We start from the raw sequence: 13,808 nt of genomic DNA, 5'->3' as shown, positions 1-13,808 counted from the left end.
CTCCAAAACTGCTCTCAGCGGTAAACCGGGAAGTCCGTGCACAGGGCTGCCACACTCTTCGCCACATCCGCCTCGACATCTGCGTCACCGAGGTTATCGAGGATGTCGCAGATCCAGCTGGCAAGCTCAACGCACTGGCTGACCTTAAAGCCGCGAGTGGTGACCGCCGGGGTGCCGATACGCAGGCCCGAAGTCACGAATGGGGATTGCGGATCGTTAGGCACCGAGTTCTTGTTGACGGTGATGTGTGCACGGCCCAGAGCGGCGTCGGCATCTTTGCCGGTCAGGCCCTGACGAATCAGACTGACCAGAAACAAATGGTTGTCGGTACCACCGGAAACTACGTCGTAGCCGCGGTCGATGAACACTTGCGCCATGGCTTGAGCGTTATCGATCACTTGCTGTTGATAAGCGACGAAGCCAGGCTCCATGGCTTCCTTGAAACACACGGCCTTGGCCGCGATCACATGCATCAACGGGCCACCCTGACCGCCGGGGAAGACTGCCGAGTTGAGCTTCTTCTCGATCTCTTCGTTGGCCTTGGCCAGGATCAGGCCGCCACGTGGGCCGCGCAGGGTTTTGTGGGTCGTTGTCGTGACAACGTCGGCGTACGGCAGCGGGTTCGGGTACAGACCGGCAGCGACCAGGCCAGCCACGTGGGCCATGTCGACAAACAGGTAAGCGCCGACTTTGTCAGCGATTGCCCGGAAGCGTGGAAAGTCGAGGGTTTTCGAGTAGGCCGAGAAACCGGCGATGATCATTTTCGGCTGGCATTCAACGGCGATACGCTCGACTTCGTCGTAATCGATCAGGCCGGTAGCGGTGTCGATGCCGTACTGCACGGCGTTGTAGAGCTTGCCGGAAAAGCTGACTTTCGCACCGTGAGTCAGGTGACCGCCGTGGGCCAGGCTCATACCCAGCACGGTGTCGCCCGCTTGCAGCAACGCCAGATAAACCGCCGCATTGGCCGAGCTGCCGGAGTGCGGTTGAACGTTGGCGTAATCAGCGCCGAACAGTTGCTTGGCGCGGTCGATGGCCAGTTGCTCGACTTTATCCACATGCTCACAGCCGCCGTAGTAGCGCTTTCCCGGATAGCCTTCGGCGTATTTGTTGGTCAGGCCGCTACCTTGCGCTTCCATGACGCGTTTACTGGTGTAGTTCTCCGACGCGATCAGCTCGATGTGATCTTCCTGACGTAGCTCTTCGGCATTCATCGCCGCCAGCAGTGCATCGTCATAACCCTGGATTTGGTCGTTTTTCTTGAACATGGGTGCTCTCCCGATGACGGCGTTGCTCCGTCGTTATTGTTTTGGTTTCGGCAATCCGTGTATCTGAAGCAGGCGTTATGGCTACCGAAGGATGTGAACCGATTGTGCAAAATCGCCCTACGCCTGATTTGTCTGTTTCCGACATCAAAATGCCCACCTACACTCGGCAAGAGAATTACTTTGAACACGCCAATAGGTGTAGGATTGAAAATTAGGAGATGTAATAACAATAAGAAAAACGCTTAAAGCGACGCCCTGCTACCCTTGTTGAACCGGGTCTTGGCATGCTGAGGAAAATTCGGAAATGTCGAAGACTTATACAAAAAAAAACGCGACAGCAAGCTCGAGCAAACCGCAACCGCCGATTCAGACCATAGGCTTTCTGGTATTGCCCAACTTCACAACGATCGGCTTTGCTTCAGCTATAGAAACACTTCGAATGGCGAATATGGCCGCCCACCAGATGCTGTATAAAACCGTGATCATTGCAGCCAGTCACGATCCGGTGACCGCAAGCAGCGGTATGCGAATCCTGCCTGATTATTCCATCGATGACGCTCCACAACTGGACACGGTGTTCGTAGTTGGCGCCAATCCGATCATATCCAATCATGGCAGCCGGGTGCTGATCAATTGGCTACGCAAGTTGGCTCACCAACGCGTGCCTTTAGGCGGCATCTGCACAGGAAGCCATTTGCTCGCGCGCGCCGATCTACTCAAAGGATATCGCTGCACTATTCACTGGGAAGATATCGAAGCGCTGAAAGAGCGTTTTCCCGGAATCATCATTTCCAATCAATTGTTCGAGCTGGACCGAGACCGCTACACTTGTTCTGGTGGCGTTGCCTCTATGGACATGACCTTACAATTGGTCGCACGCGAATCTGGCGGGACCGCGATTGCAGCCCGCGCTGCCGAACTGCTGTTGTGTGACCGAGTTAGAGGTGAGCGAGAGCAACAGCGTGTGCCATTGCGAATGATCCTAGGCTCCACGCAGCCCAAGCTGAGCCAGGTGGTTGCAATCATGGAGGCAAATCTTGAAGAGACGATTGGGCTGGATGAACTGGCGAGTTTGAACGAGTTATCGGTACGCCAGCTGGAGCGTCTGTTTCACAAATATCTTCAGCGCACTCCAAGCCAATATTACTTGGAACTGCGCCTGTCACGTGCTCGACAATTGCTGCTACGCAGTGAATCGCAAGTGCGAGATATCGCACTGTCCTGCGGATTTGCCTCGCCTGCGCATTTTTCAAAATGCTATAGCCGTTACTTCGGGGTTTCACCAATGGGGGAGCGCAAACAAGGTTCGCTGCATTGCACCTGATTGTAAAGGCGTCACTCCTTCGCAGTATTAGGACTCAGTCCTGCAGGACCTTGTAAGCCGTTCCCCGACAGGCAAGTATCGAAAAATATTTTGGCAATCCGCGCACCAAGGCGAGTCATCACATACTTGTCAGACGACTTGATCATATGCATGCGCTTGCACAGCGCTGCAATGTCGACGAGCTGTGTTTGCGGATAGTGCGCAGCGAGTTTCTAGTGGTCTTGTGGGTTAAAGTAATTGAGTTCAATATGATGCGCCCCGCTTTAGGCTGCACCTGCTTGATTGCAAAATTTAGAGTTAAACTGTACGTCGCTCTAGGATTTTCGCCTAAAAAATATTCGAACAGATCGCTCATGTTTCTGTTGTATTTGCCTGGAATTGTTCGAATCCAGTAGGTATCTCATGGATTTATCCGCAGGCTGGTGTGTCGAGCGCGCTCCGCGCCTGGTGCCCTGCCATACTGCTCACGATAACGTTTATTGAAATGCGGGGTCGAAACAAACCCGCACTCATGAGCGACCTGCTTCACAGACATCAACGTCTGCTTTAACAACTTTCGGGCCCGTATCAATCGCAATTTTTGGTAGTAACGCGAAGGCGCACAATGCAGATACTTCAGAAACAAGCGCTCCAGATGGCGTCTGGACACACTCAAATAGCCTGCCAGTTCATCGAGTTCAAGTGGCTCACGCAGGTTGTTCTCCATCAACGCGACCACCTCCTGCAACATCGGGTGTGACGAGCCCAGGATGTGCTTGATCGGTAGCCGTTGGTGTATTGTTGCATTGCATTGATTTTCGATAGTGAGCGCTTCGCAAATCTGCGTCACCAATTCATGCCCGTGCCGGTCGCCAATCAACCGCAGGGTCATTTCCAAAGATGCAGTGCCGCCTGATGCAGTATAGCGATTGCGATCAATCACAAACAGCTGCGGGCTGACGAGCACACCCGGAAAGTCTTTCTGCATATCAAGCCAAAAAGCCCAATCTATACTACATTCATAACCCTCGAGAAGACCAGCAGCGGCCAACGCCCAACTGCCAGAACATAATCCACCCAAACACACACCCTGCGCCGCCTGTGACCGCAGCCAAGCAGACTGCTGTTCGGTACACCTTAGCTGTATATCCTTACCGCCACAGACGAACACCGCATCCATCGCCGGAGACGTCGTTCCAACAGCATCGGGTGAAACTTTCAAACCGTTGCTGGCCAAGACAGGCCGGCCATCCAGGGTTAAAGTATGCCAGCTATAAAGTTTCTGGCCGGACAATTGATTTGCCAGCCGCAACGATTCGATAGCTGCTGCCATTGCAATCAACGTGAAATTATTGACCAACAAAAATCCTACCGACTCGATGGTGCGTACAGGGTGCGAACGAAGATTTCCGTCAACGCTCAACGCGATGTTCATAATAGATGCCAACCATATCAGGGTCAGGATGGGGCGCATGTGCGCATTGGCTTAGATTATCAATTTGAAATGATTACCTACGCTTGCCTGGATTCGACCTTGAATTGTGTGTTAGCCCCTCTTCGATGTCGGAGGAAGACCCAAACTGCTGTTAAATAATCAAACTCAATAAAAACTAAAGATGGAGCCAAAATAATAATTTCGCAATAGAAAATCTGCAAAAACCTTTATCAAAAAAATCCTAAAAATATTGTAATGACTTCGCTTGAATATCACAAATACAGAATTAACTAACATATAAAGAGCAAATAGCACCCAGGCGTGGGGAGGGGTTAAGCGAGACCAGGCTGTCGCCAGTATCGGTTTCCTCATTGATGGCGTTGGCAGCCAGGGCCGCTGCTTGAGCATTGCATGCGACGTCCTCCGCGGTGATTGCCATCTCCTGAATGGCCGTAGCCAAATGATCAACTCCTGCAGTTGCTGCTGAAGGGGGTGGCGGTTTGACTCGCTTCGCTGGAGGTAACATGGCTTCTGACTCAAACTTGCTGCGAGCTGCTCATCACGTCGCTAATTAACCCCTGCAGGCTTTTCAGAAAGCAACTGAATTCCTCCCCAACCTGGGCGATTTCATCGTTGCCCTGGATAGGCAGGCGCCGGGGCAGGTCACCCTGACCGCCGTTAAGTTGATGCAGCGAATTTCTTAGCCGCAACACGCGCCGCATCAGTAAGCTGAGCACCAACAGAGTCAACACCACACCTATAGCGGTATCGGCCGCCGCACGCCAACGGAGGCGTTGGCTTCAGTCAGTAGGAACGCATAGCTGGCTCCATTAAAGGTAAATGTATCAACAGAGTCAGAGATGCTCTTAAGGCTGATGTCGCACCCATAAGCGGCTTAAACTGACTTTGATCACTGAACTTGGCGACGGCCGAGATCAAGACTTTTGTAAGGGCACGACCCAAAACTGATCGAATCAGGAACTCATTCTGCCAAATGCCAGACATGAAAAGCCGATATCGAGGGCATCGGGGAAGGTTTCGTTTTGCCGGGTAATGCTAGGGGACGACACCTAGATCACTGACCGCTGCAGGAAGCAATCGACGCCTCCGAGCAAGCTCGTCTTTGGACCAACCCACAAATTTTCTCCCGGTATCACTTGGCGATGGGCCGGGGTGAGAAATGATGCATCATTCCGCATACACTGCTAGACGTTTGGCCCTACCGGCGGCGGGATTTGAAGGTAATTGCATACATGCGATGGACATTAGCGTCCGTAGCCATTTGGTCGGATCGACCTGCTTCAAATTGACCCCAAGACAAATCTTGCGTGCAGCAGGTATCGCTTTGTCTATTGATCGGACACTCGGAGTAAGATCCAAAGACTGAAAGCAGGGTTAACCCTCGTAGAAAAAAATGATGTTGCGAACGTCGGCAGATTGCCGAAGAGCGCGTCACTTATGCAGTTGAGGAGTGCTAACAATGGCGAAACTCCAGGCGGCGCTCCCCCCCGATGCGGGACGTTCGGCTCATGAACCACGGCCAGTGAAAACCGTAGGTTTTCTGGTCATACCAAATTTCACCACTATCGGCTTCGCCTCCGCCGTGGAAACATTGCGCATAGCCAATATGGCGGCGCGTCAACCGATGTTTCGCACGGTTATCATCGCAGCCAACATGGAGCCGGTCACGGCCAGCAACGGCATGCGCATCCTGCCCGACTACACGATCACCGATGCACCAAAACTGGATATTCTGTTTGTTGTCGGATCAAACCCGATCGTCTCCAATCACAGCAGTCAACCGTTACTCAATTGGCTACGTAAGCTAGCGCACGATCAGGTGCCACTAGGCGGGATTTGCACTGGAAGCCACTTATTGGCGCGCGCCAATTTGCTCAAGGGTTATCGCTGCACGATTCACTGGGAAGATATCGAAGCATTGAAGGAGCGGTTCCCGGGGATCATTATTTCCAACCAGTTATTCGAGCTCGATCGCGATCGCTACACCTGCTCCGGTGGCGTGGCCTCTATGGACATGACACTACAGTTGATTGCCCGCGAACCCGGTGGTCGGGACATCGCAGCCCATGCGGCCGAGTTGCTACTGTGTGATCGGGTACGGGGCGCGCAGGAACAACAACGTGTCCCATTACGACAGAAACTGGGCACGTCCCAACCTAAGCTCAGCCAGATGGTGGCAATCATGGAAGCCAATCTCGATGAGCCATTGAGCCTTGAGGAGCTCGCGCGGTTGAACGAAGTATCGGTGCGGCAATTGGAACGCCTATTTCACAAGCACCTGCAACGCACACCGAGTCAGTATTACCTGGAGCTGCGTTTGTCGCGAGCGCGGCAATTGCTATTGCGCAGCGAGTCGCAAGTGCGCGACATTGCCCTAGCTTGCGGATTTGTCTCCCCAGCGCACTTCTCCAAATGCTACAGCCGTTTCTTCGGCATATCGCCCATAAGTGAACGAAAAAAAGTGGCTGCCGTGCATTAATTGTAGGAGCCGAGCCTGTTCGTCACGGCGACCTCAAGGACGCGATCAGAGCAAGCTCGGCTTCTACAGGGTAGTGATGGTGCTGGTCAATCCTGCAAGGCTTTATGCGCGGTCTCGCGACTGGCGAGCATGGCAATCAAAGCAACGGCAGCGGCCGCCAGTAGATACCAGGCTGGCGCCATTTTGTTACCGGTCAATTGAATCAGCCAGGTCGCAATAAAGGGCGCAGTGCCGCCGAAAACCGCATTGGCGATATTGAAGCTAAAGGCAAAACCACTGAAGCGCACGCGGGTCGGGAATATCTCGGCGAGGAAGCACGGCAAGGTGCCATCATTCATCGCCAGGATCGCGCCAAAAGCGATCTGGATCATTAGAATGACGACCAGCGGCTGGTTGTTCAGCATGCCAAACAGCGGCCATGTAAGCGCTAGGAACAGCACCGAAGCGGTCAGCAACATGGTCTTTCGTCCGAACAGATCCGACAGTTTGCCCATCAGGAAAATCAGCCCGATATAGGTCGCCAACGATACCGTTGACGCCATGAACGAATCACTCTCGCTCATGCCCATCTCGGTGGACAGGTAGGTCGGCATATAACTCAGCAACAGGTAGAACGCCACCGCATTCAGGCATGTCACACCGATCCCGATAATCACGCTACGCCGGTGTAAGGTCAAAAGTTCGCGAACCGGAGCGTGGGTCGCGCATTCCTTGGCCTCGAGGCGTTTTTCCATCTCCAGAAATTTGGGTGTGTCTTGCAAACTCATGCGAATGTAACGCCCGACTAGACCGAACGGTGCCGCCAGCAGGAAGGGCAAACGCCAGCCCCAGCTGTGCAGATCCTCAACGCTCATCCACGAATGCAGACCGGCCACGAACACTGCTCCGAACAACAAGCCGGCAGCAGTACTCGCAGGCACGATGCTGGTATACAAACCGCGTTTACCCTCGGGGGCATACTCGGCCAGAAAGGCTGATGCACCGGCGTACTCTCCGGAAGCGGAAAAGCCCTGAAACAAGCGGATTAGTAACAACAGAGCCGGTGCCCACAGACCAATATGGTTGTAAGTCGGCAGGATACCGATGCAGAAGGTCGAGACTGACATGATCAGAATCGACCAGGACAATGCGCTGCGCCGCCCGTATTTGTCTCCGAAGTGCCCCCAGACTAGCCCTCCCAGCGGTCGGACGATAAACGAAAGCGCAAACACCGCGAAGGTTGCCAGCAGGCCGGTCGCCTTGTCGGTCTGAGGAAAAAACGTCAGTGCAATAACGGTTGCCAGATAGCCGTAGGCTGCGTAGTCGAACCATTCGACGAAGTTGCCCATGAAACTGGCACTGGCCGCGCGCCGCAGTGCCTTGCGCTCGGACACCTGTTCAAGCTGCTGGTCCAGAATCGACGTCAGACTTGCGCTTCGGGTGCTCATTGCGCACCTCCGGTGGTAGAGGTGCTTTTATCGGAATGAAGAGGCAACGCTGTATCGCTACCTGAAGCGGTATGGAAATTGGTTTGGTTCGAGCCAGTGGCCGGAATCGTGACGTAGAACATGACAAATACCCTCTATTGTTTTACTTGGCAGGGTTTAGGGTCAGTAAATGATGCGCGATATTATCGTGCATGCGTTGTTTTTTCCGTTTAACTCAGCCGCCGGGACGGTTTTTTTCTACACGTTTGCCACTAATGAAAGAGAACGCCGCACAGGTTCACTGTGCGGCGCGTAATCTCACTTCTTGATGATGTTGTGTTCCGGGCCATACGGGAACTTGGTGATGTTCTCCCCGCCCTGCTCGTTGACGATCAATATGTCGTGTTCGCGGTAACCGCCCGCTCCCGGAAGGCCTTCAGGCAGCATGATCATCGGCTCAATAGAAACCACCATCCCCGGCTCCAATACCGTGTCGATGTCCTCGCGCAGTTCCAGCCCAGCTTCGCGGCCATAGTAATGGCTCAGCGTACCGAAGGAGTGGCCGTAGCCGAAAGTGCGGTATTGCAGAAGATCGTGCTCAAGGAAAATCTCGTTAAGTTGCAGGGCGATATCGCAGCAGCGCATGCCCGGCTTGATTAGTTTCAGGCCGGCCTCGTGCACTTTAACGTTCACTTCCCACAAACGCAGATGCTCGTCGGAGCAATGGTCCAGGAACATTGTGCGTTCCAGCGCAGTGTAATAACCAGCGATCATCGGGAAGCAATTGAGGCTCAGGATGTCGCCCTTGTTAACCTTGCGCGAGGTCACCGGGTTATGTGCACCGTCGGTGTTGATGCCAGACTGGAACCAGGTCCAGGTGTCCATCAGTTCGGAGTCCGGGAAGGTGCGGGCAATTTCTCGCACCATTGCCTGGGTAGCATGCAGGGCGACTTCATACTCCGGCACCTGATCACGCAAGGCTTCCACGATTGCTGCGCCACCGATGTCTGCCACGCGGGCACCATGGCGAATGATTGCATGCTCTTCGGCGGATTTGATCATGCGCATACGCATGCAAGGTGCGCCGATATCCACCAATTCGGCCTGCGGGTAACGACTGGCAAGTTTGTCGCGATTGAGCAGGTTCAGATGGTCAAATTCGATGCCAATGCGCCCAGCTTTCGGCAATGCTTGCTGGATCGCGACGAAATAATTGTCGCGCTGCCAGTCGGTGTAAACGATGTTTTCAGTGCCCACGGTGCGGCGCCAAGGCTGACCGCCATCGATGTTGGCGCTGATAGTAACGGCACTGTCTTGGGTGACGACCAGCGCGTACGGGCGGCCGAAAGAGCAAAACAGGAAATCGCTGTAGTAGTTTATGTTGTGATAGGACGTGAATACTGCCGCATCAATATTGTTTTGCGCTAGATACGCTCGCAATTTGGCCTGTCGATTGGCGTATTCCTCAACCGAAAACGTCGATTTCACTTTTTCGCCGTTCTTGATCTGGATGGTTTTAGGCATTTGCATGTCATTTATCCTTGTCGTTGATTGAGCGACGTAAGACGCCACTCTGGCTGGCCGCTGAAGATCATTCGAACAGATGCGACGTAGGATTTTTTGTGCGAATCCGACCTGTAATTGACCAGACCCGCTATTTTCGAAGGGGAACTCAGGGCTAATCAAAAAAGCGCTACACAGCGCGATGTTTTGGATGACATATGTCCATCAGCGCTCAGCACGTCGCGCGTGAGGCTGGCGCCGGACAGGTTGTGCTGGCTATTCGATGCTAGGTAACGCTAGTCAAATCTCAAGCAACTACGTCGTAATCTCGATACGTTGAGCTAGCGCGGCAACGGCAGACTTATGGAGGTCGGCGATCGAACGCCGCTGATTTCTGACGTCAGCCTGGCTGATTTCGCGGGCGCCTTGATTACCAAATAGCACCTTCATCAGCCGCACTTACGCCAGGTGTAGATAGCTCTACTTCCAGCAGACAGGCCTATCGGAGTTGTCTGGACCGGCCGAGAGGGCTAACCACCGCATACAACCAGCAAATCCAGATCCTGAATGTCCGCCAGCCTGATACGAGCGCGGGTCTGATAATCACCCCCAAATCGCTTACGACTTCCCCGTCTTGCAAACCAAAGGTATGTGAAGCAAACAATTCAGGACACAACAGATTAGCAGTGACAATAATGTCCAGTGCCTAGGTGAAAGCGGGAAGCGATAAATGCTCGAGCAGCAAATACCCTGCTCTAGCCTGGGTTGAAGGCGCTCGAAGTTCATCATCCACTTAACGCAGATTCTTTCCCTTCACGCAGCAGCTGAATTTACGTCGTTCGACCATATCGTCTCACTGTATTCCGAAGACCAAACCAGTGGCGCCCCCCCTAATTGATCGGCCACCACCCCATCAGATCGTCCTGAAAAAGGCGGCGCCGATGGATGCACAAGACAGGAAAAGAAAAAGGGCCGTAAAGCGTAAGCGCTCGGCCCTTTTATTCCGCTGGGTCCTTACCCTACGGATCGCATCATTCACTCACCGTTACTTCTGACCTGCAGTGGTCAAGTAATCCAGACATGTGTCGACTGTCTCCACGTCAGCGAATTTGGCGTCGATATCAAACAAGTTCCAAGCCACCGCTCCCGGTACTCGATCACCGATACATTCTTTCACTGCAATCGTACGGAAGCCTTCGGCCAGGCCGTCACACAGCGTGGTGCGGACACAGGCTGAAGCCGTGACACCTGTGACCAGAATAGTGTCGACACCGGCTGAACGCAGATAGCCTGCCAGTGATGTTCCGCTGAACGAACTGGCGCGCTTTTTAATAAGGACGAATTCACCGTCAATAGGGGCTATACGTGAGTCAATGGCCCAGAGGCTTTCGTCACTCTGGTTGACCACATCCACGGGTATCTTGTTGTGCCACTGCCCCATGTCGGTATTCGGGTCATTTCGATCCGTGTTCTGGTAGCAAGTCGTCACGTGGACGATTGGAAAGCCCTTAGCGCGAAACTCTTTCATAAGGCGCTGGACGCCCGGAATTATTTCGTCGTCAATTTTATCGCAGGTGAATGGATTTCCCGGACGGGTCCAGGCGTTGGCCAGGTCTACGTTAATCAACGCTGGGCGTTTACCGAAACCAATCCGGCGCTGAAAACCTCGCTCCTTGTAGAGCTTGGTGGATTCTTCAAAAGCGCGCTCCAGCATAATCATCAGTTCTTGCGACATAGTGAGTCTCTCCGACCTAAGTAATAACGGTTGGCATTTGGGTTTGCCTTGACCTAGAGCTCAAGATAATCTGGGGAATAAATTCCATCCAATTCATTATTTCCCACTATTGATACCAATATGAACATCAATATCCGCTTCGATCTCAAGCAAATGAAAGCCTTTATGGCGGTGGCGGAACATCTGCATTTCAAGCGTGCGGCTGACGGGTTATTCATTACGCAACCGGCACTGAGCCGCTTGATCAAAGGGCTGGAGGAAGAGCTTGGAGCGGAATTATTCCAGCGCACCACCCGGCAAGTTGCGCTTACTGAGGCAGGTCGTTTGTTTCTGCATGAGTGTCAGCAGGTATTTCGCCACATAGCGAGAGGCATCGAACTTGCGCGTAGTGCAGCGGCGGGTGATGTTGGTCATCTGACAGTCGCCTATAACGACTTCGCCATCAACGGTGCCCTGCCCGCGATACTTGAGCGCTTCAAGGATCTGCATCCCAACGTCTTGGTAGAGTTGCTCTACATGCCGTCACACGAACAGTACAAAGCAATTGATGATTGCCTGATCGACGTGGGTTTTCTGCTGGGGCCGGTGTCAATGCCGGGGATCGAATCTTTACCTGTTTCGCGAGAAAGAATGGTCGCCATTCTCCCAGCCAAGCATCCCATGGCCAACAAGGCCAGCATCAAAGTCGAACAACTCAAAGACGAGCGCTTCATCTTCGGTGCGGCGAGCGGCTGGAGTCTGTTTCGGGACCAGTCATTTCGACTCTGCCAGCGCTTTGGCTTTACGCCAAACATCGTTCAGGAGGCGACGACCAGCATAGGTATCTTTGGGTTGGTGGCCGCCAATATGGGGGTGTCGATCTATTCGGAATGCGCCTACAAGATCCAGCGCGAAGGAGTGGTCATTCTACCCTTGAAAAACGATCACGCTTGGGTGCAAACCATAGCCGCCTGGAACGAGGAGTACGAAACGCCCACGGCCGCCAGATTCAAGGCGTTGTTGCGAGACCTGACCGCCTAACGGCTTAGCTCAGATGGCTACTGCTGAATGTGCCGCGAATGCCTCAGACGCCCAGTCTGAGGCATTCAGGATAATGCAGGAACATTATGGTATGGCACGCATCGACCTGGTGTGGGTTCTATCTGGGAAGCCTCAATGATCGAACGATCAGACTAAGGGCTTAAACCTGGGCTGTTGCGTAGCCACGTCTCTATCTAGTGAACGTCCGCAGGTCTCCGGCAGAGACAAACCACCGGCCAGAGCAAAGAGTGCAATGCCGGCGAGGTAGAACGCAGGGGCCATGGAACTTCAGGTCTGCTCGATCAACCAGGTCGCCATGAACGGCGCGGTGCCGCCAAAGATCGTGTAAGCCATGTTGTAAGTAATGGCCGAAGCGGTGTACCGCGTATGGGTCGGAAAAACTTCGGATAAAAGCACAGCCGTAACGACCCCGCAGAGCACTGCGCCGACGGCTAGTAGGCATGCGCCGATTAGACTCGCTACGAAAGTGCCAGAACTGGCCAGCAGAAAAGCCGGATAAATCGTCACTAGCAGCCATAAGGCGGCGGTCAGCATGGTGCGCCGCCGGCCAATGTAGTCTGAGTAAGCGCCGGCCAGCGGGCAGAGCCCGGCGGCGAATACCAGCGTGAGTACGGAAATCAACAGTGCAGTAGGCCGAGGCAAGCCACCCTGAAGCTGCAGATAGGTTACAAAATAGGTGGTGCAGATATAGAAGGACAATGCTGTCAACGAGATGAATGCACCTAGGCAGCACATCGCGCCAGCCTGCTCACGCAACGTTTCTCTGAGCGGCGCATGCACACCGCGTTCGGTTGCTGCGATGACCTTAAATGCCGGGGTTTCGTCCAGCTGCCAGCGCAGATACAAACCTACCAAGCCTAGGGGGGCAGCAATCAGAAACGGTAGACGCCAACCATAGCTGAGCATCTCCTCGGTGCTTAGGAAAGTATTGAGCAGATAAGTGACCACGGCTGCGGCGGCGAACGAGGCAAACGTTGAAACCAGAGCAGCACTGCCGTAGCGAGCACGTTTGTGGGACGGGGCGTGCTCGATCAAATAGATACAGGCGCCAGCGTACTCACCTCCGGCGGAAAAGCCTTGTACGCAGCGAATAAGCGTCAGCAGCACCGGAGCCATCAAGCCAATGCTCGCATAGGTAGGTAAAAGGCCGATCAGAGTCGTTGCGCCGGCCATTAACAGGATAGTCAGCGAGAGTACACGGCGTCGCCCCAGCCGATCCCCCAACATGCCAAAGACGAGGCCGCCCAGCGGGCGGAAGGCGAAGGCAACGGCAAATACTGCGAACGTCTTGAGCAGTGCGGTCGTCGTGTCGCCGCTGGGGAAGAATATCTGCGCAATCGTAGTCGCAAGAAAGCCGTAAATCGCGAAATCAAACCATTCGACAAAGTTGCCGATGGAAGCCGCCCAGACTACTTTTTTCAACTCCACTGGATGCTGGGGCGTGTGCGTATTAGTTGTCATATCCACCTCACTGTCAGTTGTCGGAACAAGCGATGGGCAGTAGCTAACTAAATAAAAAGGCAGAGGCGCTGTTAGTCTCTGGCGGACCTTGGTTGCCGCTCGCAATGACCCGACTATTACCGGCCAAGTCGCAGCGATTTCACTCCAGTCGATTTC

General features: G+C 53.8%; 9 protein-coding genes and 2 pseudogenes. 3 read left to right on the top strand and 8 right to left on the bottom strand.

Translation table 11 applies throughout. The annotated features are described in order from the left end of the window. Positions 1 to 14 precede the first annotated feature (14 nt). Entirely contained in the window at positions 15 to 1,268 is a 1,254-nt protein-coding gene (gene glyA / locus AB4P90_RS10585) for a serine hydroxymethyltransferase (RefSeq protein ID WP_060766783.1), read from the bottom strand. 304 nt (positions 1,269 to 1,572) lie between these two features. On the opposite strand from glyA, the gene AB4P90_RS10580 reads away from it, so the two are divergent. Further along, a complete protein-coding gene (locus AB4P90_RS10580) occupies positions 1,573 to 2,592 on the top strand; it encodes a GlxA family transcriptional regulator (RefSeq protein ID WP_060766782.1) in 1,020 nt (339 codons plus the stop codon). 400 nt (positions 2,593 to 2,992) lie between these two features. Here AB4P90_RS10580 and AB4P90_RS10575 read toward each other — a convergent pair whose 3' ends face one another. Next, entirely contained in the window at positions 2,993 to 4,006 is a 1,014-nt protein-coding gene (locus AB4P90_RS10575; RefSeq protein ID WP_081088282.1) for a GlxA family transcriptional regulator, read from the bottom strand. Between the two features lie 536 nt (positions 4,007 to 4,542). Beyond that, entirely contained in the window at positions 4,543 to 4,755 is a 213-nt protein-coding gene (locus AB4P90_RS10570; protein WP_060766780.1) for a HAMP domain-containing protein, read from the bottom strand. Between the two features lie 731 nt (positions 4,756 to 5,486). On the opposite strand from AB4P90_RS10570, the gene AB4P90_RS10565 reads away from it, so the two are divergent. Beyond that, positions 5,487 to 6,506 carry a GlxA family transcriptional regulator gene (locus AB4P90_RS10565; protein ID WP_060766779.1) on the top strand — a complete coding sequence of 340 codons (1,020 nt, stop codon included), beginning with the start codon at positions 5,487 to 5,489 and terminating at the stop codon, positions 6,504 to 6,506. Between the two features lie 86 nt (positions 6,507 to 6,592). On the opposite strand, the gene AB4P90_RS10560 is transcribed toward AB4P90_RS10565, so the two are convergent. The 4 genes and pseudogenes from AB4P90_RS10560 to AB4P90_RS10545 all read right to left on the bottom strand — a co-directional run bounded on the left by AB4P90_RS10560 (position 6,593) and on the right by AB4P90_RS10545 (position 11,150). Further along, positions 6,593 to 7,933: an MFS transporter gene (locus AB4P90_RS10560; RefSeq protein ID WP_060766778.1), complete on the bottom strand. Its 1,341-nt coding sequence runs from the start codon at positions 7,931 to 7,933 to the stop codon at positions 6,593 to 6,595. Between the two features lie 297 nt (positions 7,934 to 8,230). Beyond that, a complete protein-coding gene (locus AB4P90_RS10555; protein ID WP_060766777.1) occupies positions 8,231 to 9,442 on the bottom strand; it encodes a M24 family metallopeptidase in 1,212 nt (403 codons plus the stop codon). Positions 9,443 to 9,948: 506 nt separating this feature from the next. Further along, a pseudogene (locus AB4P90_RS10550) lies at positions 9,949 to 10,208 on the bottom strand (GlxA family transcriptional regulator); the annotation flags it as partial. A gap of 252 nt (positions 10,209 to 10,460) precedes the next feature. Next, positions 10,461 to 11,150: an isochorismatase family protein gene (locus AB4P90_RS10545; protein ID WP_060766776.1), complete on the bottom strand. Its 690-nt coding sequence runs from the start codon at positions 11,148 to 11,150 to the stop codon at positions 10,461 to 10,463. Between the two features lie 120 nt (positions 11,151 to 11,270). Between AB4P90_RS10545 and AB4P90_RS10540 the strand changes: the two genes are divergently transcribed. After that, the gene (locus AB4P90_RS10540) at positions 11,271 to 12,170 is read left to right on the top strand and encodes a LysR family transcriptional regulator (RefSeq protein ID WP_060766775.1); all 900 of its coding nucleotides are present in this window, start codon (positions 11,271 to 11,273) and stop codon (positions 12,168 to 12,170) included. A gap of 147 nt (positions 12,171 to 12,317) precedes the next feature. On the opposite strand, the pseudogene AB4P90_RS10535 reads toward AB4P90_RS10540, so the two are convergent. Beyond that, a pseudogene (locus AB4P90_RS10535) lies at positions 12,318 to 13,652 on the bottom strand (MFS transporter). Positions 13,653 to 13,808: the final 156 nt, after the last annotated feature.

It is taken from the genome of Pseudomonas sp. B16120, from assembly GCF_044218845.1.
GTDB lineage: Bacteria > Pseudomonadota > Gammaproteobacteria > Pseudomonadales > Pseudomonadaceae > Aquipseudomonas > Aquipseudomonas paracarnis.
The sequence above is the reverse complement of the archived record's forward strand: the minus strand, read 5'-3'. Positions and strand labels throughout refer to the sequence as shown.

Coding starts and splice junctions, on each gene's coding strand:
- glyA (WP_060766783.1), bottom strand. CDS start 1,268: ATGTTCAAGAAAAACGACCAAATCCAGGGTTATGACGATGCACTGCTG.
- AB4P90_RS10545 (WP_060766776.1), bottom strand. CDS start 11,150: ATGTCGCAAGAACTGATGATTATGCTGGAGCGCGCTTTTGAAGAATCC.
- AB4P90_RS10565 (WP_060766779.1), top strand. CDS start 5,487: ATGGCGAAACTCCAGGCGGCGCTCCCCCCCGATGCGGGACGTTCGGCT.
- AB4P90_RS10575 (WP_081088282.1), bottom strand. CDS start 4,006: ATGAACATCGCGTTGAGCGTTGACGGAAATCTTCGTTCGCACCCTGTA.
- AB4P90_RS10580 (WP_060766782.1), top strand. CDS start 1,573: ATGTCGAAGACTTATACAAAAAAAAACGCGACAGCAAGCTCGAGCAAA.
- AB4P90_RS10540 (WP_060766775.1), top strand. CDS start 11,271: ATGAACATCAATATCCGCTTCGATCTCAAGCAAATGAAAGCCTTTATG.
- AB4P90_RS10560 (WP_060766778.1), bottom strand. CDS start 7,933: ATGAGCACCCGAAGCGCAAGTCTGACGTCGATTCTGGACCAGCAGCTT.
- AB4P90_RS10555 (WP_060766777.1), bottom strand. CDS start 9,442: ATGCAAATGCCTAAAACCATCCAGATCAAGAACGGCGAAAAAGTGAAA.